This window comes from Stenotrophomonas rhizophila (genome assembly GCF_003751305.1).
Classification (GTDB): Bacteria; Pseudomonadota; Gammaproteobacteria; order Xanthomonadales; family Xanthomonadaceae; genus Stenotrophomonas; species Stenotrophomonas rhizophila_B.
In genome coordinates this window covers 1,769,973-1,791,050 of sequence record NZ_RJKV01000001.1, presented here as the reverse complement: position 1 = coordinate 1,791,050, position 21,078 = coordinate 1,769,973, and the positions used below count along the sequence as shown (strand labels likewise).

Sequence of the window (21,078 nt, the reverse complement as noted above, 5' to 3'; positions counted from 1 at the left end):
AACCGTAGGGGGCGGGATGTGAAGAACGTGTCAAGAACGTGCGCCAAACACGCTGACTTCTGGCGCTTAACAGCCGTTTACCGCTTCGGGTACCATCAGCCCCCTTTTAAGCTGGAACACGGCATGAATTCTGCGCCCACCTCCCGTGACCGTTGGATCTGGCTTGCGTCGGCCGCCTTGATGGCCGCCACGCTGGGCACGGAGATGGTGGTGCCGCTGGGCTATGCGGTCTGGCTCACCTACTTCATGGCGGTGGGCATCACGCTGTTCCAGCGCCGGATGGAAGTGCCTCTGCTGGTGGCGATCGGGTCCTGCATCCTGCTTGCGGTGGGCTACAACGTGGCGCCGTCCAGCAGCAACTCGGCCTTCTCCTTCGTCAACCGCAGCATCGGCGGCGTTGCTTTCCTGATGATGGCGCTGACCGTGATGAAGGCCATCGGTGCGCGCCGGGAAGCGGCCGATGCGCTGTGGCTGCAGGCTGGCGAAAACGTGGTGGGCACCAGTCTGCAGGGCGATCCCACCCCGCGTGAACTGGCCGACGCGGCCATGCGCGCGCTGTGCGCGCAGCTCAATGCCGATGTCGGCGCCATGTATCGCCTGCAGGGCGAGCGGCTGGTGCTGGTCGGTGGCGCCGCGCTGCCTTCGCAGCTGCCGGAGACCCTGCCGGCGCATGCCGGCCAATGGGGCGAAATCATCCGCGAGGGCCGCGCGCGTCGGCTGGAGGACAGCGACAGCCCGCTGGATATCGATACCCCGCTGGGCCGCACCACGGTGCACCAGCGCCTGCTGGGCCCGATCACGGCCGACGGCGTGGTGATCGGCGTGATTGAACTGGGCCGTGCCGGCGTCTCGCCTGCGCGTGGCCTGGAGATGGCGCTGCTGCTGCAGTGCGCCGAGCCGATCGGCATCGCGCTGCGTGCGGCGCTGCTCAATGCGCAGCTGGTGGAGCTGCTGGAGGAAACCCAGCGCCAGAGCGAAGAGCTGCAGACCCAGCAGGAAGAGCTGCGCGTGGCCAACGAGGAGTTGGAGGAGCAGAGCCGCAGCCTGCTGCATTCCCAAGCCAACCTGGAGCAGCAGCAGGCCGAGCTGGAACAGACCAACGTGCAGCTTGAAGAGCGCACCCACGAACTGGAGTCGCGTCAGCAGGCCCTGTTGCTGGCCCAGGCACAGCTGGTGCAGAACAGCGCTGAACTGGAGGCCAGCTCGCGTTACAAATCCGAGTTCCTGGCCAACATGTCCCATGAGCTGCGCACGCCGCTCAACAGCTCGCTGATCCTGGCCAAGCTGCTGGCCGACAACAAAGAAAGCACGCTGACCGCCGAGCAGGTCAAATACGCCCAGGCGATCCATTCCTCCAACAACGACCTGCTGGCGCTGATCAACGACATTCTGGACCTGTCGCGGATCGAGGCCGGCCATGTCGAGCTGGTCGAAGAAAACCTCGCGGTGTCCAGCGTCCTGCAGCGCCTGAAGGAAACCTTCGAGCCGATGGCCGTGCAGAAGGGCTTGAGCCTGGAGATCAGCGCCACGCCGGACGCGCCGACCCAACTGCTGGCCGACAGCCAGCGTCTGCAGCAGATCCTCAAGAACCTGCTGGCCAATGCAGTCAAGTTCACCGAACACGGCAGCGTGTCGTTGAAGGTGCGCAGTGCCGGGGCAGGGCGGATCCAGTTCGCGGTGTCCGATACCGGCATCGGCATTCCGGAAGAACAGACCGCGGTGATCTTCGAGGCCTTCCGCCAGGCCGATGGCAGCACCCGCCGCCGTTACGGGGGTACCGGGCTGGGGCTGTCGATCTCGCGCGATCTGGCGGCCCGCATGGGGGGCAGCATCACCGTCTCCAGCGAGCCGGGCCGGGGCAGCTGCTTCACGCTTGAACTGCCGCTGCTGGCCGGTGGCGGTACCGGCACCGCGCACAACGTCGTGCACGACGTACGCCCCGCCACCGTGGCAGCACCGGCCGTACCTGCCGCTGCTCCGCTGGGCCGTGCCCACGCCGACGCCACCCCCGCACCCGCGCCTGCGGCCAAGGTGATGGATGACCGGGGCCGCCGCAGCCGCGCGGGCCGGATGATCCTGGTGGTAGAGGACGATGCGACCTTCGCTGGCGCGCTGGTATCGATGGCGCACGAGCTGGATTTCGACTGCGTGGTCGCCGGTACTGCCGAAGAGGCATTGGGCCTGGCTACCGAGCTGCGCCCGAACGGCATCCTGCTCGATATCGGTCTGCCCGATGTGTCCGGGCTCAGCGTGCTGGAGCGTCTCAAGCGCGACCCGGCGACCCGCCACATTCCGGTGCATGTGGTGTCCGGCCTGGAGCGGTCGCAGGTGGCGATGGAGCTGGGCGCGATCGGCTACGTGATCAAGCCGGCCACGCGCGAGCGCCTGGTCGGGGCGATCCAGCAGCTGGAAGCCACCAGCCAGCGCGATGTGCGCCGCCTGCTGATCGTCGAGGACGACAGCGAGCTGCGCTCCAACCTGCAGCTGCTGCTCGGCCGCGACCAGCTCGAAATCACCGCGGTGGGCACCATCACCGAGGCGATGGCCGAGCTGGCCGGCTCCACCTTCGATTGCATGGTGACCGACCTGGCGCTGCCCGACGGCACCGGCTACGACCTGCTCGAGCGCATGGCCGGCAATGATGCGGTCGCCTTCCCGCCGGTGATCGTCTACACCGGCCGCGCGCTGACCCGTGATGAAGAACAGCGCCTGCGCCGCTATTCCAAGAGCATCATCATCAAGGGCGCGCGCTCGCCCGAGCGCCTGCTCGACGAAGTGACCCTGTTCCTGCACAGCGTCGAGGCCTCGCTGCCGACCGACCAGCAGCGCCTGCTGCGTGAAGCACGCCGCCGTGATGCGGTGCTTGATGGCCGCATCGTGCTGCTGGCCGAGGACGATGTGCGCAACATCTTCGCGCTGTCCAGCGTGCTCGAGCCGCTGGGTGTCACCCTGGAAATCGCGCGCAATGGTCGCGAGGCGCTGGACAAGCTGCGTCCCGAGATCGACCTGGTGCTGATGGACATCATGATGCCGGAGATGGACGGGCTGACCGCCATGCGCGAAATCCGCGCGGACAACCGCTGGCGCGACCTGCCGATCATCGCGCTGACTGCCAAGGCCATGCCCGATGACCGCGAGCATTGCCTGCAGGCCGGTGCCAACGATTACATCGCCAAGCCGATCGACGTGGACAAGCTGGTCTCGCTGTGCCGCGTGTGGTGCTCGCGCCGATGAATGAAACGGAGTTGTTCGACCTGGAGCTGAAGCTGCTGCTGGAGGCGGTGTACCAGCGCTACCACTACGACTTCCGTGACTATGCGCTGGCGTCGCTGCGGCGGCGCATGCGCCATGCCATGTCGCGGTTCGACTGCCCGACCATGGGCGCGCTGCAGCACCGCCTGCTGCATGAGCCGGACACGTTCGCCCAGGCGATGCAGTACTTCACCGTGCAGGTCTCGGAGATGTTCCGGGATCCGCCGTACTTCCGGGTCCTGCGCGAGCACGCCGTTCCGGTGCTGCGCACCTATCCCTCGATCAAACTGTGGGTGGCCGGCTGCAGCACCGGTGAAGAAGTGTGGTCGCTGGCGATCCTGCTGCATGAGGAGGGCCTGCTGGATCGGGCGATCATCTACGCCACCGACATCAATCCCGAAGCGCTGCAGGCCGCCGAGTCCGGTGCCTTCGCGCTGGACCGGCTGGCGCAGTTCAGCCGCAATTACCTGGCCGCCGGCGGCACCGGCTCGTTGTCGGATTACTACAGCAGCGGGTATGGCAGTGTGGTCTTCGACCGCCGCCTGAAGCGCAACATCGTCTTCGCCGACCACAGCCTTGCCACCGACACCGTGTTCTCCGAAGTGCACCTGGTCTCCTGCCGCAACGTGCTGATCTATTTCCAGCGTCCGCTGCAGGACCGTGCCATCGGCCTGTTCCATGAGGCGTTGGTGCACCGCGGCTTTCTCGGCCTGGGTAGCAAGGAGTCGCTGCAGTTCGGCGAGCACGCGGCCGCTTTCGAGGCCTGCGCACGCGACCAGCGCCTGTACCGGAAGCTGGCCTGATGCTCGGGATGTCGCAGCGCAGCCGGTTCGATCTGGTGGTCATCGGTGCGTCCGCCGGCGGCGTCAGTGCGCTGCAGTCGCTGCTGTCTGCGTTCCCGGCGACGCTGGATCTGCCCGTGCTGGTCGTGCTGCATCTGCCGCGCGACCGGCCCAGCCGCATCGCCGACCTGCTCGACGCCGGCTGTCCGCTGCCCGTGCGCGAGGCCGAGGACAAGCAGCCACTGCAACCCGGGACGGTGACGTTCGCGCCACCGGACTACCATCTTCTGGTGGAGGACCGCGCCACGCTGGCGCTGTCCATCGATCCGCCCGTGCTGTTCTCGCGCCCGGCGATCGACCCTCTGTTCGAGAGCGCTGCCGACGTGTTTGGCGACGGCGTACTGGCCATCCTGCTCACCGGTGCCAGCAGCGACGGCAGTGACGGGGTCGCCGCGGTCCGCCAGGCGGGCGGCGAAGCCTGGATTCAATGCCCTGAGGAGGCGTATTCCTCGATGATGCCCGCATCGGCCCTGGCACACGCCGGCGCCGACGCGGTGCTCCCGCTCACCTCCATCTGCACGCGTATGAAAGGTCTTACCCGATGAACCTGATCGAGCCCGCCGGGTCGACTGCCACCACCGATTGCGTGAAGCTGCTGATTGTCGATGACATTCCGCAGAACCTGGTCGCGATGGAAGCGCTGCTGCGCCGCCCGGGCCTGGAGATCCTGTGTGCCCCCTCCGGCGCTGAGGCACTGGAACTGCTGCTGGAACATGAGGTCGCGCTGGCGCTGCTGGATGTGCACATGCCGGAGATCGACGGCTTTTCGCTCGCCGAACTGATGCGTGGCTCGCAGCGCAGCCGCGACGTGCCGATCATCTTCCTGACCGCCTCACCGAACGACCCGGTGCGGGCCTTCAAAGGCTACGAAACCGGGGCGGTGGATTTCCTGCACAAGCCGATCGAGCCGCAGGTGATCCTGAGCAAGGTCAACGTCTTCATCGAGCTTTACCAGCAGAAGCAGCTGCTCAAGGCGCGCAACGAGGCGCTGGAGCATGCGCTCAAGCTCAATGAAACGATGATGGCGGTGCTGACCCACGACCTGCGTACGCCGCTGGCCGCGATCCTGCTGTGTGCCGACAAGTTGTCACTGGACCTGCCCGACGACAGCCAGGTCCAACGCACGCTGGTCCATCTGGAGAACAGTGCCCAGCGCATGGTGCGGATGGTCGAGCAGCTGCTGGACTTCTCGAAGATCCGCACCGGCGGGCTGCGTCTGTACACCACTGATTGCGACCTCGCCGAGCTTGCCTCGCTGGTGGTCGCCGAGATTGGTCGGGCGCATCCCCAGGCGACGATCGAGCTGCAGGTGCAGGGCGATGCCCATCTGCAGGGGGACCCGGATCGCCTGGCGCAGCTGCTGTCCAATCTCGTGAGCAACGCCGTGCTGCACGGCGGCGATGCGCCCGTGCTGGTACGCCTGGAAGGGGAGCGTAGCGGGCCGCTGCGCGTGCAGGTGCGCAACGCGGGCCAGATTCCGGAGGCCTTGCTGCCGCGGCTGTTCGAGCCGTTCAAGGCCAGCTTCCACGACAGCCGTGGGTTGGGGCTGGGGTTGTTCATCGCCAGCGAATTCGCGCGTGCGCATGGCGGCACGCTGGTGGCTGTCAACGAGGACAGTACCGTGTTGTTCGAGACGGTATTGCAGCGTCGGCCTCGCTGAGGTTCGGCGTTAGGTAAACTGTTCCGGCGCCGCAGCCCTTCGCCACCGGCCCATTGCTGGAGCCACCATGCCGTCGTCGACCCGTAAAGCCGCCTCGCCCCTGATCGATGCCCAGGTGCATGTCGAGGGCTTCGTGCAGGTGCGTGAAGCGCGCCGGTCCGAGCTGGTCGAGGATTACGTGGAGCTGATCGCGGACCTGATCGCCGATGGCCGAGAAGCCCGCCAGGTGGATATCGCCACCCGGCTCGGGGTTGCGCAGCCCACCGTGGCCAAGGCGCTCAAACGGCTGGTCAAGGAGGGCTGGGCGATCCAACGGCCGTATCGCGGGGTGTTCCTGACCCCGGCCGGCGAGCAGCTGGCGGTGGAGATGCGCGCTCGCCATCAGACCGTGGAGCAGTTCCTGCTGGCCCTGGGCGTGGACGCCGATTCGGCGCGACGCGACGCGGAAGGAATCGAGCACCACGTCAGCGAGGCCACCCTGGCCGCGTTCGAGGCCTTCGTGCGCAAGGCCAACGGCCATGGTTGAGCGGCTCGCCCCGCCACCACCACTGGGCGTGCCCGTGCACGACCAGGATGAGCATTGGATGCGTCACGCGCTGGGCCTGGCCGAGCGTGCCGAGCGTGAATTCAATGAGATTCCGGTCGGCGCAGTCCTCGTCGGTGCCGATGGCACCGTGCTCGGCGAAGGCTGGAACCTCAACATTGCCGACCATGACCCCAGCGCGCATGCCGAGATCGTGGCGATGCGGCAGGCGGGCAGGGCGATCACCAACCACCGGCTGATCGGCAGCACGCTGTACGTCACCCTGGAGCCGTGTGCGATGTGTGCCATGGCCATCGTGCACGCACGGGTGGCGCGGCTGGTGTATGCGGCCACCGACCCCAAGACCGGTGCCTGCGGCAGCGTGTTCGACCTGATCGGCGACCCCCGGCACAACCACCGTGTGGAGATCCACGGTGGCGTACTGGCCAAGGATGCGAGCACCCGGCTGACCAACTATTTCCGCGCCAAGCGCGGCAAGCCACCGCTGCTGCTGGAATAAGGGCGCCGCAGCGACAGGGTCGTGACGGGTTGGCGGTATCATGTGGGCCTTATCCATTCCTGGTCGCGGCGCAAGCGGCGGCCCAGCACAAGGCGAACACATGGCGGACAACGGCGCAGAAGGCGAGCGACTGATCTGGATCGATCTGGAAATGACCGGCCTGGACACTGACAACGATTCGATCATCGAGATCGCCACCGTGGTCACCGATGCGCAGTTGAACGTGCTCGCCGAAGGTCCGGAGTTCGCCATCCATCATCCGGTGGAGCGGCTGGAGGCGATGGACGAATGGAACCGCAACCAGCATCGTCGCTCGGGACTGTGGCAGCGCGTGGTCGAGAGCACCGTCACGCTCGGGCAGGCCGAAGCGCAGACCATCGCCTTCCTGCAGCAGTGGATCAAAGCGGGCGCCTCGCCGATGTGCGGCAATTCGATCTGTCAGGACCGTCGCTTCCTGCACCGTGAAATGTCGCGTCTGGAAAAGTACTTCCATTACCGGAATCTGGACGTCTCCACGATCAAGGAACTGGCCAAGCGCTGGGCGCCCGGCGTGGCCGCCGGCGTCGGCAAGACCGCCAGCCACACCGCGCTGAGCGACGTGCATGATTCCATCGAAGAACTGCGCCACTACCGCCAGTTCATGGGCGCGCTGTCGGGCCTGCCGGCCTGACCCGAACGCCGGGCATCGCCCGGCAACGCAGCCTGTGCGCAGGCGTTCAGCCACCGGCAGGCGAGGCAACGAGCGGTATACATCGGCGGCGCTATGATCGCGGCCATGAACGCCATCACCTCGCCGCAACCGCCGCCGCTGTCCTCCTCGATCCTGCCCACCTCGCAGGACTGGCGCGACCTGCAGCGTGCGGTGGACCTGCTCGAATCGCCCACGCTGACCGCCAAGATGGCCAACCTGATCGGTTCGCCGCTGGAGTTCGCGGTCAAGCGCCTGCCGGATTCGGTGTCCCGCCGCATCCACGGCGCGGTCGAAGCGGCGCTGTTCAAATCCGCCCAGGCCGCGTTGTGGACGATGGACAACACGCCCGGTAAAGCCGCCTCGACACGCTGGCACAAGCTGGCCGCAGCCACCTCCGGTGCGGTCGGCGGCGCGTTCGGCTTCACCACGCTGTTCATCGAGCTGCCGGTGTCCACCACGATCATGATGCGTTCGGTGGCCGACGTGGCCCGCAGCGAGGGCTTCGACCTGCGCGAGATGAGCACCCGGCATGCCTGTCTGGAGGTGTTTGCCTTGGGCGGCAACTCCGGCAAGGACGATGCCAGCGAGACCGGCTACTACATCACGCGTGGCTTCACTGCCGAGGTGATGCGTCACCTGTCAGCCGAGCTGGCCGGCCGCGCGGTCGGCGGCAGCCCGGTGATGATCGGGTTGACCCCGAAGGAAGCCGGAAAATGGTTGGCCAAGCTGGTGGAGAAGGTCGCCGCGCGTTTCGGCGTGGTGGTCACCGAGAAGTTCGCCGCGCAGGCGGTGCCGATCGTCGGGGCGGTCGCCGGTGCGACGCTCAACACCATGTTCACCGACTACTACCAGGACGTGGCGCGCGGTCATTTCATCGTGCGCCGGCTGGAGCGGACCTACGGGTACGAGACCGTGCGGGCCGCCTATTCGATGCTGGCGGCGGAGCGTACCTGATTGCCATGACCGCCGAGGCCTGAAGACGCTATCGACGTCACACAAAACAACACCCCGCTTGCGCGGGGTGTTGTTTTTCATCGCATTGCCGAAAGGATCAACCCTTGGCTTTGAGCTTGGCCAGACGCAGCCAGGTATCCACCACGGTATCCGGATTCAGCGACACCGACTCGATCCCTTCCTGCATCAGCCATTCGGCCAGATCCGGGTGATCGGACGGGCCCTGGCCGCAGATGCCGACGTACTTGCCCTTGGCGCGCGCGGACTTGATCGCCATCGACAGCAGCTTCTTCACCGCCGGGTTCCGCTCGTCGAACAGGTGCGCCACGATCGAGGAGTCGCGGTCCAGGCCCAGGGTCAGCTGGGTCAGGTCGTTGGAGCCGATCGAGAAGCCGTCGAAGATCTCCAGGAACTCATCGGCGAGCAGTGCGTTGGACGGCACTTCGCACATCATGATGATCTTCAGGCCGTTTTCGCCCTGCTTGAGGCCATTCTGTTCCAGCACCTCGACGACCTTGCGGCCTTCTTCCAGGGTGCGCACGAACGGGATCATGACCCACAGGTTGTCCAGGCCCATCTCGTTGCGCACGCGCAGCACGGCCTGGCATTCCAGGGCGAAGGCGGCCGAGAAGCTCGGATCGACGTAACGGCTGGCGCCGCGGAAGCCGATCATCGGGTTCTCTTCGTGCGGCTCGTAGTTGGTACCGCCTATCAGGTTGGCGTACTCGTTGGACTTGAAGTCCGACAGGCGCACGATCACCGGGTTGGGGGCAACCGAGGCGGTCAGGGTGGCGATGCCTTCGGCCAGACGACCGACGTAGAAGCTGACCGGATCAGCGTAACCGGCGATCTTCTCGTCGATCTTCTTCTTGGTCGCCGCGTCCTGGCGGTCGTACTCCAGCAGCGCGTTCGGGTGGATGCCGATGTGGCTGGCGATGATCATTTCCAGACGGGCCAGGCCGATGCCGGCGTTCGGCAGCTGGCCGAAGTCGAAGGCACGTTCCGGGTTGGCCACGTTCATCATGATCTTCAGCGGCGCTGGCGGCATGTTGCCCAGATCCGTGGTGGTGCGCTCGAACTCCAGGATCCCGTCGTAGATGAAGCCGGTGTCACCCTCGGCGCAGCTGACGGTCACTTCCTGGCCGTCCTGGATCAGCTGGGTGGCGTTGCCCGAGCCGACCACGGCCGGCACGCCCAGCTCACGCGCGATGATCGCCGCGTGGCAGGTACGGCCGCCACGGTTGGTGACGATGGCCGAGGCGCGCTTCATCACGGGCTCCCAATCGGGATCGGTCATGTCGGCGATCAGCACGTCGCCGGGCTGCACGCGGGCCATGTCGTCCAGGGTGCGCACCACGCGGGCGGTACCGGCACCGATCTTGGCACCGACGGCGCGGCCTTCGGCCAGCACCTTGCCGTCCTTCTGGTTCAGTGCGAAACGTTCGATCTGGGTGGCATGGCCACGCGACTTCACAGTCTCCGGACGCGCCTGCACGATGAACAGCTTGCCGCTGATACCGTCCTTGGCCCACTCGATATCCATCGGGCGGCCGTAATGCTTTTCGATCACCAGCGCCTGCTTGGACAGTTCCTGCACGTCCTCGTCGCTGATGGAGAAGGTGTTGCGCAGCTCGGCCGGGGTGTCTTCGATGCGCACGCGCTCGCCGGGGACATCCGAATACACCATGCGGATCGCCTTGCTGCCGAGTGAGCGGCGCAGGATCGCCGGCTTGCCCGCGCTCAAGGTGGGCTTGTAGACGTAGAACTCGTCCGGGTTGACTGCACCCTGCACGACCATTTCGCCCAGGCCGAACGAGGAGGTGACGAACACCACGTCGCGGAAGCCGGACTCGGTGTCCAGGGTGAACAGCACGCCGGAGGAGCCCACGCCCGAGCGCACCATCAGCTGCACGCCGGCGGACAGGAACACGTCCTCGTGCTTGAAGCCGTGGTGGACGCGGTAGGCGATCGCGCGGTCGTTGTAGAGCGAGGCGAACACTTCCTTGACCTTGAGCACGACATCGTCGGCGCCGGTCACGTTGAGGAAGGTCTCCTGCTGGCCGGCGAAGGACGCATCGGGCAGATCTTCGGCGGTCGCCGAGGAGCGCACCGCGACCGCGACGTCGCCGCCGCCGTTTTCGCTGCACAGCTTGGCGTAGGCGGTGCGGATGTCCTGGTCCAGCGCCGGGTGGAGCGGGGCATCGATCACCCAGCCGCGGATTTCCTTGCCGGCGATCGTCAGGGCACCGACATCTTCCACGTCCAGCGTGGCCAGCTTGTCGAAGATGCGCTTGGACAGATCGTTGTGGGCGATGAAGTCCTTGAAGGCTTCAGAGGTGGTTGCGTAACCGCCGGGGACAGACACCCCCAGACCGGCAAGATTGCCGATCATTTCGCCAAGCGACGAATTCTTGCCGCCTACGCGGGCCAGATCGGCCAGGCGCAGTTCGTGCAACCACAGGATATTCTCGTTCAAGCGCGATGCTCCGTTTGGCCATCGCCCGAGGCGGGCTGGATGGCCACGTCCGTAGGAAGAAGCCGATATGATGCCGGGCAGACCGCTGTCGGCACAAGCTTGTATCGACAGCCTTTTTAAGCTTCGGAGGGGGTAAAAGCCGTATGTCGACGATCCGTCCGGTGTTCTACGTGTCCGATGGAACCGGTATCACCGCTGAAACCATTGGGCATAGCCTCCTGACCCAGTTCTCCGGGTTCAGCTTCATCACCGACCGGATGTCGTTCATCGATGATCCGGAAAAAGCGCGCGAAGCCTGTGAAAGGATCCGTGCAGCGGGGGAGCGGTACCAGGTTCGGCCCATCGTGGTCAGTTCCTGCGTGGACAGCGGGCTGAGCATCATCCTGGCCGAAAGCGGCGGGTTGATGCTGGACGTGTTCGCCCCCTTCATCGAGCCGCTGGAGCGCGAACTGGCGGTCAACCGGCATTCGAGGGTTGGCCAGGCCCACGGCATGGTCGACTTCGAGACCTACCACCGCCGCATCAACGCGATGAACTTCGCGCTGACCCACGACGACGGCATCGCCATCAACTACGACGATGCCGACGTGATCCTGGTGGCCGTGTCCCGGGCCGGCAAGACCCCGACCTGCATCTACCTGGCCCTGCATTACGGGGTCCGCGCGGCCAATTACCCGCTGACGGATGAGGATCTGGAGCAGGACCGCCTGCCGCCGCGCCTGCGCCCGTACCGCAAGAAGCTGTTTGGGCTGACCATCGACCCGGACCGCCTGCAGCAGATCCGCCAGGAGCGCCGCCCGAACTCGCGCTACGCCAACCTGGAGACCTGCCGCCGCGAGGTCGCCGCGGCCGAGACCATGTTCCGGATGGAACGGATCCCGACCCTGAGCACCACGCACACCTCGATCGAGGAGATTTCGAGCAAGGTGCTGGGCACGCTGGGGCTGCAGCGCGAGATGTACTGATCCGGCGCGCCCCTTGAACAACAAGGGGGCTCTTCCTTCGTCCGGGGCCGGGACTACCCTGCGTCCGTGAACGGTTGCGGGCCGCCCCTTTGGCCGGGCGGCTGCCGCCCCCACGTTGGGAGATCAACGTGTAGGATCGACCCATGGCCCAGGCATCGCCCCGTATCGAACGCATTCCCCGGCTCAGCCGCTTGAGCTGGCTGATGGGCCTGTACGCCGAGAACTACCAGCACCTCGTGCGCCTGTTCGCCCCCGCCGAGCTCGTTCCCGGCAGCTACGTCTCCTCGATCGGCGATGGGCTGGATGTACGCCTGGACGTCATCGAGTGCCACCGCTATACGGTGGAGCTGCGCCTGACCTACGACTTCGCCGACCCGGTCACCGGGCAGCCGGATCCTTCGGCCTATGTGCGCCTGTACCGTGACGCCCGCCAGGCCGAGACCACGCATTGCTACGTCGGTCGCCGCTGGCAGGACGTGGTGGGCATGTACCCGCCGCCGGCCCAACTGATCAGCCACCGCATGCGGATGAACACCTTCCTCGGCAAATGGCTGGAATACCTGGCCGAGCGCGGCCACGGCGTGGCCACGCTGCGCCGCGATGGCACGGTGACGGCACCGGCCGACGCGCGCCGCACCAGCCTGGTGCCCTGAGCCGTCCCCGGGCGGATCACGCATAATCGGGGTCTGTGTTCCCGAGCCTGTGCGAAATGCCTTATACCCCCATCGTGGCCACCCTGGGCTACGTGCTGTCCGCCGACGGCAAGCAAGTGCTGATGATCCACCGCAATGCCCGTCCGGGCGACCTGCATCTGGGCAAGTACAACGGCTTGGGCGGGAAGATGGAGCGCGATGAAGATGCCGCTGCCTGCATGCGCCGTGAGATCCGCGAAGAGGCCGGCATCGAGTGCGGCACCATGCGCCTGCGCGGCACGATCAGCTGGCCGGGCTTCGGCAAAAACGGTGAGGACTGGTTCGGCTTCGTGTTCGTCATCGATGACTTCACCGGCACGCCGCTGACCTCCAACCCGGAGGGCACGCTGGAGTGGGTGGACGTGGACAAGATCGACAGCCTGCCGCTGTGGGAGGGTGATCGCAGCTTCCTGCCGCTGGTCTTCGACGACGAACCGCGCGCCTTCCACGGGGTGATGCCCTACCGCGACGGCGCCATGCAGTCGTGGAGTTACACCCGGTTGTAGTGCGTGGTTGCGGGCCGGCGGCCGGCACTACCGGCGGGCGAGCAGCAGGTGGAAGTGCTTGGTCACTTCGCGCCCGTCGTTGCTGCGCCCGGTTTCGCGATGCGTGCGCCAGGCCTGCACCGTCAAGCCGGCGCTGCGCAGTGCCGACTCGACGTCGGCCAGTTCATGTAGATGGAACCCGTGCGCGGTGAACGGCAGGGTGCGCATGAAGGCGGCATCGCCGAAGGCCAGGCAGAGCCGGCCACCGGGGCGAAGCACGCGGGTCAGTTCGGCGAACGGGAATTTCAGTTCGTCCCAGAAGTACAGGGTGTTCACCGCCAGCGCCGCGTCAGTGCAGGCCGAGTCCAGGGGCAGGGCATGGGCATCGCCGAGACGGACGTCGGCACGATCCTGCAGCCCGTGCGCCGCCAGCAGCGCGTTACCCGCATCGACCATCGCCGTTGAGACATCGACACCCACGTAGCGGCTGCGCGGCGTGCGCAGCAGGTCCGGCGCGAAGGCCGCATTGCCCGGGCCGATCTCCAGCACCTGTTCGCCAGGGGTGACGGACAGCAGGGCGATGGCGGCCCGGTTGAGATCGCCGTTGCTGCGGTTCATGGCGTCGGCCACGGCAAGCGCATGCTCACCGTGCGGGTGGCGCAACTGGGCGGCCAGATCATCGTGGGAAAGCACGCGCAAGACTCCTGTCGGTGGACGGCAGGACCTGGCGGCGGCGGAGTCCATCTACCAGCTTAGCCGACCGGCGGCCGCGGCGGGGAGGCATGCAGAGGGGAATGCGGCCGAGGCAATGAGGATCGGTGATCAACAAATGACCATCGTCGCGTCTATTGAGATCGAGTTGTCCACAGGGGGTGTGGATGACTCGTGGGCAAGTTTGTGGATAAGCCGCTTCGGCCCCCGCTGGCACTCGCTGTCAAGATGGGTGGCCAAAAATTCACCGCAGGTCGTCCCGGCGTGAACGGCGCGGCAAGGCCGGGGTACGGTGGCGTAGGGTGGGGTGTCCCGCTGTGGGCCGCTCGCGGTACTCTCTTGCGATTGCCGCCACCCGATCTTCCATGAAACGTCACTTCTCGATGTTGCGCGAGTTCCACCTGGCCGACTGGTTCACCCTGGCCAACGCGTTCTGCGGCACTGGGGCGGTCTTTGCCGCCATGCGCTACCTGCAGGATGGCGAGCGCAGCTATCTGCTGTTCGGCATGGCCCTGATCCCCTTGGCCTTCATCTTCGACGCGCTGGACGGGCGCATCGCGCGCTGGCGCAAGTCCAGCTCCACGCTGGGCCGCGAGCTGGATTCGCTGTCGGACATCATCTCCTTCGGCGTCGCCCCGGCGGCGCTGGCCTATGCCTGCGGCATGCAGGGCGGCTGGGACTGGCTGGTGCTGAGCTACTTCGTCTGTTGTGGCGTCAGCCGCCTGGCCCGCTACAACGTGACCGCCGAAGCACTGGCCGGCGAGGGCGACAAGGTGCCGTACTTCGAAGGCACCCCGATCCCGACCAGCCTGGCGCTGGTGGTGGTGCTGGCGGTGGCGGCAAGCATCGGCGCGACCGGTGCGGACCTGTGGCTGGGCCAGTGGCAGCTGGGGCCGTGGCAGTTGCACCCGCTGGTGCTGCTGTTTGCGCTGTCCGGCTCGCTGATGATCAGCAAGACCCTGCGCATCCCCAAGCCGTGAGGCGCGGCAGCGCGGCATTGCTATCATCGTTTCCCGAGACGGGAGGACGGTCATGACCACGGCGGGCAGCGGCAGCGGCGCAGGCGATGTAGAAGCCTTGGCGCGGCAGTATTTCAGTGCCTGGGGCGATGCCCTTCGGCACGCTGCGGCACCGCCCGGCCCTACCGCCGGCCCCGAAGGCCAAGGCAGCTGGCAGCAGGCGATCGACTGGTGGGCACAGATGATGCCCAACGCCGCCAACGGCCCTGCCGATGAAGCCGTGCACCGCTTCCGCGAGCAGGCCGGTGGCTGGTACGGCACGATGCAGCAGGTCGCCGCGCAGTTTGCTGGTCGAGACACCACCAGCGCCGAGGTGGCGCAGGCGTGGCGCACGGCGGTGCTGGGGCAGGGCGATGGACTGCTGCAGTGGATGCTGCAGGGCGCACGCGGACATACCCACGCCGAGGGGCCGGATCTGCTGCAGCTGTTGGAGACCCTGCAGCGTCAGCTCGGGCCGTGGCTGCAGAGCCCGGCGTTTGGCCCCGGCCGCGAGCACCAGGCCCGCTGGCAGGCGCTGCTGCGGGCCCAGCAGGACTACCAGGCACACTCTCGCGATTACGTGGATCAGATCAAGCAGGCGCTGGACGATGCGTTCACTCTGTTCGAGCAGCGCCTGGCCGAGCACGAACAGCCGGGCAACCAGCTGACCAGCGCGCGGGCGATGTTCGATCTGTGGATCGATGCGGCCGAGGAGGCCTACGCGAAGGTCGCGCTGTCCGAGCCGTTCCAGGCGGTGTACGCCTCGCTGGGCAATGCCCAGATGCGGCTGCGCGCGGCCACCCAGCAGGAGATCGAACGGCTGACCGAGAGTTTCGGACTGCCGACGCGCACCGAAATGGATGCAGCGCATCGCCGGATTGCCGAGCTTGAGCGGCTGGTGCGGCGCATGGCCGGCGGCGCAGCCGCGGGTGCGGCACCTGCCAGCACGGCCAAGGTGCGCAAGGCTGCAGTGAAGCCAGCCGCCACGACCCAGCGCACACCCCGCGCGTCCAAGTCGGCCAAGCCCACCAAGCCCGCCAAGCCCACCACCAAGCCCGCCACCAAGCCCCGGAAGCGCAGCGAATGAAAGGCCCCCTGGGCTTCAACGCCGAAGACCTGCTGCAGGAAACCCTGGCCATGCAGCGCAAGCTGATGGACGGGCTGAAGCTGCTGCCCTCCGTGGACGATGTCGATTACGGCGTGACTACCCGCGAGGAAGTCTGGCGCGACGGCAAGGTCACGCTGTACCGCTTTGTCGGCACCGAGCCGCCGGTGCGTGCCACGCCGCTGCTGATCGTCTATGCGCTGGTGAACCGGCCGTACATGGTCGACCTGCAGACCGACCGCTCGCTGGTGCAGAAACTGCTGGCACTAGGTCACGATGTCTATGTGCTGGACTGGGGCTACCCGGACCGCTCCGAGCGCTACCAGACGCTGGAGGATTACCTGCTGCGCTTCGTGGATGGCGCGGTGGATCACCTGCAGGCGCACAACGGCGGCGAGCCGATCAACATGCTGGGCATCTGCCAGGGCGGCGTGTTCGCGCTGTGCTATGCCGCGCTGCGCCAGGCCAAGCTGGCCAACCTGATCACGATGGTCACCCCGGTCGATTTCCACACGCCGGACAACATGCTCTCGCACTGGGCGCGCCAGGTGGACGTGGACCTGCTGGTGGACACGCTGGGCAACATCCCGGCCGATCTGATGAATGCCAGCTACCTGATGCTCAAGCCGTTCCGGCTCAACGTGCAGAAGTATGTGGGGCTGCTCGACATCCTGGACGACAAGGACGCGCTGGAAGATTTCCTGCGCATGGAGAAGTGGATTTTCGACTCGCCTGATCTCGCCGGCGAAGCCTTCCGTGACTTCATCAAGCAGTTCTACCAGGGCAATGGCCTGATGCATGACGGCGTACGTATCGGTGATGACACCGTCGATCTCCGACAGGTCACGTTGCCGGTACTGAACATCTATGCCGAGCAGGACCATCTGGTCCCGCCGGATGCGTCACGCGCGCTGCGCGGCCGGATCGGCAGCACGGATTACACCGAGAGCAGTTTCCGCGGCGGCCACATCGGTATCTATGTCTCCGGGCGGGCCCAGCGCGAAGTGCCCGTGACCATCACCGGTTGGTTGAACGAGCGTTCGCAATGAAGCCTCGTCGCCTTCTCTGGCTGGCTGCGGGTCTGTTGAGCATCGGTACCGCCCACGCCGCACCCAGCGAGACCGCCCGCCGCGAGATCGCCGGCCTGATCGGCGCACTGGATGGCTCCAGTTGCCGGTTCCAGCGCAATGGCAGCTGGCACGATGCGCCTGAAGCGCGCGCCCATCTGCAGCGCAAGTACGACTACCTGCTCAAGAAGGACAAGGTCGACACGGCCGAGCAGTTCATCGAACGTGCCGCCAGCCAGAGCAGCATGAGCGGCAAGCCCTACCGGATCGCCTGCCCGGGCCAGCCGGAGCAGGCCGCCGCCGTCTGGTTCGCCACCCGGCTCAAGGCCCTGCGCCAACGCACCCCGTAGACACGGTTCGCGCTAGAGTCGGCGCATTCCGGACCGAGACCCCGTGCATGAACACACCGCCGCGCCCGCTGTCCCGTTCGCTCAACGACCGCATGATCGCCGGCGTCATGGGCGGCATCGCGCACCGTTACGGCTGGAACGTCACCTTGGTACGGGTGCTGTTCGTGCTGATCTCGATCGGTTCGGCCGCCTTCCCGGGCATCCTGGTCTACCTGATCCTGTGGCTGTTGATCCCCAACGAGGCCGATTGAGCCTCTCGCCGGGGCTGTTGCGCGCGCTGCAGGGGCTTGGCGCGCTGTGGACCTCACCCAACACCCTGATCGGCCTGGCCGCCGGCACCGCCGGGATGCTGGCCGGTGCGCGGCCGTCATGGAACGGGCGTGACTGCGCGATCGTGTTCCGCGAATTTCCGTGGGGGCCGGGCGGGGCGATCACGCTGGGCAACGTCATCCTGCACACCGGGCCGGTGCTGGACGTGCCGTGCCGCACCTATGCGCACCAGGCCGGTCACGCCACCGAGCCGGTGATCGGGCTGCACGACCACGAGCGTGCGCACGTCTACCAGTATCTGGTGCTGGGGCCGTTGTACCTGCCGGTGTACCTGCTGTGCGGTGGGGTCAGTGCACGCAATCCGTTCGAGCGCGCGGCCGATGTCTATGCGCTGCAGGGGCGGGGCTGGTGGCCGTCACGGCGCCCGGCGCAGTGACGTTATCTTCGCGTTAAATTCATGTAAGAAAAACGTCGACAACGCGGCGTCATCTGCATGCAAAAAAACGTTATTAGCCTGCATGACGAATCAGTCAGGTTGGCCGGGGTAAGCTTGCATGGCTGTATGAGCAACCGTTTTTCTGGAGGAATACATCACATGGCAATCGTTCTTTATGTCGGTGGTAGCAAGGATGGCGACAAGGGCCTGGTGCCCCATGGTTTCAGCAAGTCCCAGGCCGATACCGAGCTGGGTCCGGAGATCTACACCGAGCGGTTCATGGAACTGCAGGGTGTGGGCAAGGTGCGGGTGATGGCGTTGGAGTCGATGCACGACGAGATCGTCCACCAACGCGCGGCCGCGCATTACCGGTAAGCCAGTCACACCGCAGAGGTGCCCGGTTGTCGCGGGCGCCCGCGCCGGCATCCCAGCCCCACGCAGGATGCCGGCGTGAACGCAGGACCCCTCGTGTGGTCATCGCCACGGGGCGACAGGTTCGGCCCGGCCTGTCAACGGCTTTCCCCAGCCGCCGCGCATCGCCAGAATGGGTTCTTTCCGCAAAAGCGGCTCCGGCCGGAAGCAATGCCTGACATCAAGCTCGCGCAGCAGATCGCCCAGACCATCGCCGATGAGATCGGTGCCCAGACCGCCCAGGCCCTCGCCGCCATCGCCCTGTTGGACGAAGGCGCCAGCGTTCCGTTCATCGCCCGCTACCGCAAGGAAGTCACCGGCGGCCTGGACGATACCCAGCTGCGCAACCTCGAAACGCGCCTGACCTACCTGCGTGAGCTGGAAGATCGCCGCGCCGCGGTACTGTCCAGCATCGACGAACAGGGCAAGCTCAGCGACGAGCTGCGCAATGAGATCCTCGGCGCGGACACCAAGTCGCGCCTGGAAGATCTTTACCTGCCGTACAAGCCCAAACGCCGCACCCGTGCCCAGATCGCGCGCGAAGCCGGCCTGGAGCCGCTCGCCGATGGCCTTCTGGCCGATCCGGGCCTGGACCCGCAGGTGTTTGGCGCGACCTTTGTCGATAGCGACAAGGGGGTGGCCGACGTCAAGGCGGCCCTGGAAGGTGCGCGCGCGATCCTGATGGAGCGTTGGGGCGAAGATGCCGCGCTGGTCGGCGAGCTGCGCACCTGGCTGGGCGAGAACGGCGTGATCCGCGCACGTGTCGCCGAAGGCAAGGAAGAGCAGGGCGCCAAGTACCGCGATTACTTCGAACACGCCGAGTCGCTGGCGAAGATTCCGTCCCACCGCTTGCTGGCACTGTTCCGCGCGCGCCGCGAGGAAATCCTGTTCCTGGAACTGGACCCGGGCAGCGATGCCGAGGCCGGCAATCTGTATGCCGAAGGCCGCGTCGCGCACAACGCGGGCATCCGCGATGCCGGCCGCCCCGGCGATCGCTGGCTGCTCGACGCCTGCCGCCTGACCTGGCGCGCCAAGCTGCACATGCACCTGTTGCTGGACCTGTTCAACCAGGCGCGTGAGAAGGCCGAGGCCGAAGCCATCTCGGTCTTCGGCGACAACCTCAAGGACCTGCTGCTGTCCGCCCCGGCCGGTCCCAAGGCCGTGCTCGGCCTGGACCCGGGCATCCGCACCGGCTGCAAGATCGCCGTGGTCGATGCCACCGGCAAGCTGGTCGCCACCGACACCATCTACCCGCACGAGCCGCGCCGCCAGTGGGACCAGTCGCTGCACACGATCAAGCAGCTGTGCGTGCAGCACAACGTGGAGCTGATCGCGATCGGCAACGGTACCGCCAGCCGCGAGACCGACAAGCTGGCCGGCGACGTGATCAAGGCACTGGGCGACACCAGGCTGCAGAAGATCGTGGTCAGTGAAGCCGGTGCATCGGTGTACTCGGCCTCGGAATTCGCGGCGAAGGAGTTCCCGAACCTGGACGTATCGATCCGCGGTGCGGTGTCGATTGCCCGCCGCCTGCAGGATCCGCTGGCCGAGCTGGTCAAGATCGAGCCCAAGGCGATCGGTGTGGGCCAGTACCAGCACGACGTGGACCAGTACCGCCTGGCGCGCGCGCTGGATGCGCGGGTGGAAGACTGCGTCAACGCGGTCGGCGTGCACGTCAACACCGCCTCGGCGGCGCTGCTCTCGCGCGTGTCGGGGCTGTCGTCCACCGTGGCCGAGAACATCGTGAGGCATCGCGATGACAACGGCCCGTTCAAACGCCGCAAGGACCTGCTCAAGGTGCCGCGGCTGGGCGAGAAGACCTTCGAGCAGTGCGCCGGCTTCCTGCGCATCGCCGATGGCGATCAGCCGCTGGATGCCTCCTCGGTGCACCCGGAAGCCTACCCCGTGGTGGAGCGCATCGTGGCCGCCACCGCGCGCCCGATCAAGGCGCTGATCGGCGACGGCAGCTTCCTGCGCGGGCTCAAGGCGGAGCAGTTCACTGACGCCACCTTCGGTGTGCCGACCGTGCGCGACATCCTCAAGGAACTGGAAAAACCCGGCCGCGATCCGCGCCCGGAGTTCAAGGCCGCGCGCTTCGCCGACGGGGTCGAGGAACTGAAGGACCTCAAGGTCGGCATGATCCTGGAAGGCGTGGTCAGCAACGTCGCCGCGTTCGGCGCCTTCGTGGACATCGGCGTGCACCAGGATGGCCTGATCCACATCTCCGCGCTGTCCGATACCTACGTCAAGGATCCGCGTGACGTGGTCAAGGCCGGTGACATCGTCAAGGTGAAGGTGCTGGAGGTCGACGTGGCGCGCAAGCGCATCGCGCTGACCCGCCGCCTGGATGACACCCCGGCCCCGGCCAAGGCCCCCGGTGAGCGCGATGCGCGCCCGGCGGGGGGCGGTCGCCGGGACGGCGGGGCGGGCAATGGGCCGCGCGGTGGTGGTCGTGGCACCCCGTCCGGCCCGCGGCCGGGCAGTGCGGCGCCGCCGGCCAACAACGCGCTGGCCGATGCCTTTGCGCGGGCCAAGCGCGGCGGCTGAGGCCGGCACGGGGAGTCCCAAAGGCCGCCTTCGGGCGGCCTTTGGCGTTTCCGGCGACCGGTTCATGCCGGGGGCACTTCTGGTTTGACGCGCGTTTACGCAAACTCCGCGTTGAATGCCCGT

General features: G+C 66.6%; 21 protein-coding genes. 19 read left to right on the top strand and 2 right to left on the bottom strand.

Annotation, left to right across the window (positions count from 1 at the left end; translation table 11 throughout):
- Window positions 1-123: 123 nt before the first annotated feature.
- From EDF74_RS08090 to EDF74_RS08055, 8 genes are all read left to right on the top strand, one after another.
- Window positions 124-3,234, top strand: coding sequence for a response regulator (locus EDF74_RS08090; RefSeq protein ID WP_123729564.1), 3,111 nt, complete (start codon window positions 124-126; stop codon window positions 3,232-3,234).
- Window positions 3,207-4,055: a CheR family methyltransferase gene (locus EDF74_RS08085; protein ID WP_184997135.1), complete on the top strand. Its 849-nt coding sequence runs from the start codon at window positions 3,207-3,209 to the stop codon at window positions 4,053-4,055. The genes EDF74_RS08090 and EDF74_RS08085 overlap by 28 nt, the downstream gene beginning before the upstream one ends.
- An 8-nt stretch (window positions 4,056-4,063) precedes the next feature.
- Window positions 4,064-4,639: a chemotaxis protein CheB gene (locus tag EDF74_RS08080; protein ID WP_184997133.1), complete on the top strand. Its 576-nt coding sequence runs from the start codon at window positions 4,064-4,066 to the stop codon at window positions 4,637-4,639.
- The gene (locus tag EDF74_RS08075) at window positions 4,636-5,754 is read left to right on the top strand and encodes a hybrid sensor histidine kinase/response regulator (protein WP_123729562.1); all 1,119 of its coding nucleotides are present in this window, start codon (window positions 4,636-4,638) and stop codon (window positions 5,752-5,754) included. Before EDF74_RS08080 ends, EDF74_RS08075 begins: the two co-directional genes overlap by 4 nt.
- Before the next feature lie 67 nt (window positions 5,755-5,821).
- Window positions 5,822-6,280, top strand: a complete 459-nt coding sequence (gene mntR, locus EDF74_RS08070; RefSeq protein ID WP_123729561.1) for a manganese-binding transcriptional regulator MntR — start codon at window positions 5,822-5,824, stop codon at window positions 6,278-6,280.
- Complete coding sequence (gene tadA / locus EDF74_RS08065) at window positions 6,273-6,797, top strand: tRNA adenosine(34) deaminase TadA (protein WP_088435395.1); 525 nt, start codon at window positions 6,273-6,275, stop codon at window positions 6,795-6,797. Before mntR ends, tadA begins: the two co-directional genes overlap by 8 nt.
- A gap of 100 nt (window positions 6,798-6,897) precedes the next feature.
- Window positions 6,898-7,467 (top strand): oligoribonuclease, encoded by a 570-nt coding sequence (orn, locus tag EDF74_RS08060; RefSeq protein WP_123729560.1) that lies wholly within the window; start codon window positions 6,898-6,900, stop codon window positions 7,465-7,467.
- Between the two features lie 105 nt (window positions 7,468-7,572).
- Window positions 7,573-8,442, top strand: a complete 870-nt coding sequence (locus tag EDF74_RS08055; protein WP_123729765.1) for an EcsC family protein — start codon at window positions 7,573-7,575, stop codon at window positions 8,440-8,442.
- Between the two features lie 97 nt (window positions 8,443-8,539).
- Here the strand turns inward: EDF74_RS08055 and ppsA are convergent, their stop codons facing one another.
- A complete protein-coding gene (gene ppsA, locus EDF74_RS08050) occupies window positions 8,540-10,918 on the bottom strand; it encodes a phosphoenolpyruvate synthase (RefSeq protein WP_123729559.1) in 2,379 nt (792 codons plus the stop codon).
- Window positions 10,919-11,061: 143 nt separating this feature from the next.
- Here ppsA and ppsR point away from each other — a divergent pair, with 143 nt between their 5' ends.
- The 3 genes from ppsR (at window position 11,062) to EDF74_RS08035 (ending at window position 13,081) form a co-directional block, all read left to right on the top strand.
- Window positions 11,062-11,883, top strand: a complete 822-nt coding sequence (gene ppsR / locus EDF74_RS08045) for a posphoenolpyruvate synthetase regulatory kinase/phosphorylase PpsR (protein WP_019184148.1) — start codon at window positions 11,062-11,064, stop codon at window positions 11,881-11,883.
- Between the two features lie 143 nt (window positions 11,884-12,026).
- Window positions 12,027-12,536, top strand: a complete 510-nt coding sequence (locus tag EDF74_RS08040) for a DUF1249 domain-containing protein (RefSeq protein WP_123729558.1) — start codon at window positions 12,027-12,029, stop codon at window positions 12,534-12,536.
- Window positions 12,537-12,592: 56 nt separating this feature from the next.
- On the top strand, window positions 12,593-13,081 hold the full coding sequence (locus EDF74_RS08035; protein WP_088435401.1) for an NUDIX hydrolase: 489 nt from the start codon (window positions 12,593-12,595) through the stop codon (window positions 13,079-13,081).
- 27 nt (window positions 13,082-13,108) lie between these two features.
- Here the strand turns inward: EDF74_RS08035 and EDF74_RS08030 are convergent, their stop codons facing one another.
- Entirely contained in the window at window positions 13,109-13,759 is a 651-nt protein-coding gene (locus EDF74_RS08030; RefSeq protein WP_260232212.1) for a class I SAM-dependent methyltransferase, read from the bottom strand.
- 377 nt (window positions 13,760-14,136) lie between these two features.
- On the opposite strand from EDF74_RS08030, the gene EDF74_RS08025 reads away from it, so the two are divergent.
- The 8 genes from EDF74_RS08025 to EDF74_RS07990 all read left to right on the top strand — a co-directional run bounded on the left by EDF74_RS08025 (window position 14,137) and on the right by EDF74_RS07990 (window position 20,955).
- On the top strand, window positions 14,137-14,751 hold the full coding sequence (locus tag EDF74_RS08025; protein ID WP_123729556.1) for a CDP-alcohol phosphatidyltransferase family protein: 615 nt from the start codon (window positions 14,137-14,139) through the stop codon (window positions 14,749-14,751).
- 52 nt (window positions 14,752-14,803) lie between these two features.
- A complete protein-coding gene (phaE, locus tag EDF74_RS08020; RefSeq protein ID WP_123729555.1) occupies window positions 14,804-15,856 on the top strand; it encodes a class III poly(R)-hydroxyalkanoic acid synthase subunit PhaE in 1,053 nt (350 codons plus the stop codon).
- Window positions 15,853-16,923, top strand: coding sequence for a class III poly(R)-hydroxyalkanoic acid synthase subunit PhaC (gene phaC / locus EDF74_RS08015; RefSeq protein ID WP_123729554.1), 1,071 nt, complete (start codon window positions 15,853-15,855; stop codon window positions 16,921-16,923). The genes phaE and phaC overlap by 4 nt, the downstream gene beginning before the upstream one ends.
- Complete coding sequence (locus tag EDF74_RS08010) at window positions 16,920-17,291, top strand: YfeK family protein (protein ID WP_123729553.1); 372 nt, start codon at window positions 16,920-16,922, stop codon at window positions 17,289-17,291. Before phaC ends, EDF74_RS08010 begins: the two co-directional genes overlap by 4 nt.
- Before the next feature lie 47 nt (window positions 17,292-17,338).
- Window positions 17,339-17,542, top strand: a complete 204-nt coding sequence (locus tag EDF74_RS08005; RefSeq protein ID WP_123729552.1) for a PspC domain-containing protein — start codon at window positions 17,339-17,341, stop codon at window positions 17,540-17,542.
- Window positions 17,539-17,997 carry a hypothetical protein gene (locus tag EDF74_RS08000; protein ID WP_123729551.1) on the top strand — a complete coding sequence of 153 codons (459 nt, stop codon included), beginning with the start codon at window positions 17,539-17,541 and terminating at the stop codon, window positions 17,995-17,997. The genes EDF74_RS08005 and EDF74_RS08000 overlap by 4 nt, the downstream gene beginning before the upstream one ends.
- Window positions 17,998-18,156: 159 nt before the next feature.
- Complete coding sequence (locus EDF74_RS07995; RefSeq protein WP_123729550.1) at window positions 18,157-18,372, top strand: hypothetical protein; 216 nt, start codon at window positions 18,157-18,159, stop codon at window positions 18,370-18,372.
- A 207-nt stretch (window positions 18,373-18,579) separates the two neighbouring features.
- A complete protein-coding gene (locus EDF74_RS07990) occupies window positions 18,580-20,955 on the top strand; it encodes a Tex family protein (RefSeq protein WP_123729549.1) in 2,376 nt (791 codons plus the stop codon).
- The last annotated feature ends 123 nt before the right edge of the window (window positions 20,956-21,078 follow it).

Bases quoted from the DNA above. Each gene is read 5' to 3' on its own strand.
- phaE (WP_123729555.1), top strand. From the start codon at position 14,804: ATGACCACGGCGGGCAGCGGCAGCGGCGCAGGCGATGTAGAAGCCTTG.
- EDF74_RS08075 (WP_123729562.1), top strand. From the start codon at position 4,636: ATGAACCTGATCGAGCCCGCCGGGTCGACTGCCACCACCGATTGCGTG.
- EDF74_RS07995 (WP_123729550.1), top strand. From the start codon at position 18,157: ATGGCAATCGTTCTTTATGTCGGTGGTAGCAAGGATGGCGACAAGGGC.
- EDF74_RS08040 (WP_123729558.1), top strand. From the start codon at position 12,027: ATGGCCCAGGCATCGCCCCGTATCGAACGCATTCCCCGGCTCAGCCGC.
- EDF74_RS08080 (WP_184997133.1), top strand. From the start codon at position 4,064: ATGTCGCAGCGCAGCCGGTTCGATCTGGTGGTCATCGGTGCGTCCGCC.
- orn (WP_123729560.1), top strand. From the start codon at position 6,898: ATGGCGGACAACGGCGCAGAAGGCGAGCGACTGATCTGGATCGATCTG.
- phaC (WP_123729554.1), top strand. From the start codon at position 15,853: ATGAAAGGCCCCCTGGGCTTCAACGCCGAAGACCTGCTGCAGGAAACC.
- EDF74_RS07990 (WP_123729549.1), top strand. From the start codon at position 18,580: ATGCCTGACATCAAGCTCGCGCAGCAGATCGCCCAGACCATCGCCGAT.
- EDF74_RS08035 (WP_088435401.1), top strand. From the start codon at position 12,593: ATGCCTTATACCCCCATCGTGGCCACCCTGGGCTACGTGCTGTCCGCC.
- tadA (WP_088435395.1), top strand. From the start codon at position 6,273: ATGGTTGAGCGGCTCGCCCCGCCACCACCACTGGGCGTGCCCGTGCAC.
- mntR (WP_123729561.1), top strand. From the start codon at position 5,822: ATGCCGTCGTCGACCCGTAAAGCCGCCTCGCCCCTGATCGATGCCCAG.
- EDF74_RS08010 (WP_123729553.1), top strand. From the start codon at position 16,920: ATGAAGCCTCGTCGCCTTCTCTGGCTGGCTGCGGGTCTGTTGAGCATC.
- EDF74_RS08055 (WP_123729765.1), top strand. From the start codon at position 7,573: ATGAACGCCATCACCTCGCCGCAACCGCCGCCGCTGTCCTCCTCGATC.
- EDF74_RS08090 (WP_123729564.1), top strand. From the start codon at position 124: ATGAATTCTGCGCCCACCTCCCGTGACCGTTGGATCTGGCTTGCGTCG.
- EDF74_RS08005 (WP_123729552.1), top strand. From the start codon at position 17,339: ATGAACACACCGCCGCGCCCGCTGTCCCGTTCGCTCAACGACCGCATG.
- EDF74_RS08025 (WP_123729556.1), top strand. From the start codon at position 14,137: ATGAAACGTCACTTCTCGATGTTGCGCGAGTTCCACCTGGCCGACTGG.
- ppsR (WP_019184148.1), top strand. From the start codon at position 11,062: ATGTCGACGATCCGTCCGGTGTTCTACGTGTCCGATGGAACCGGTATC.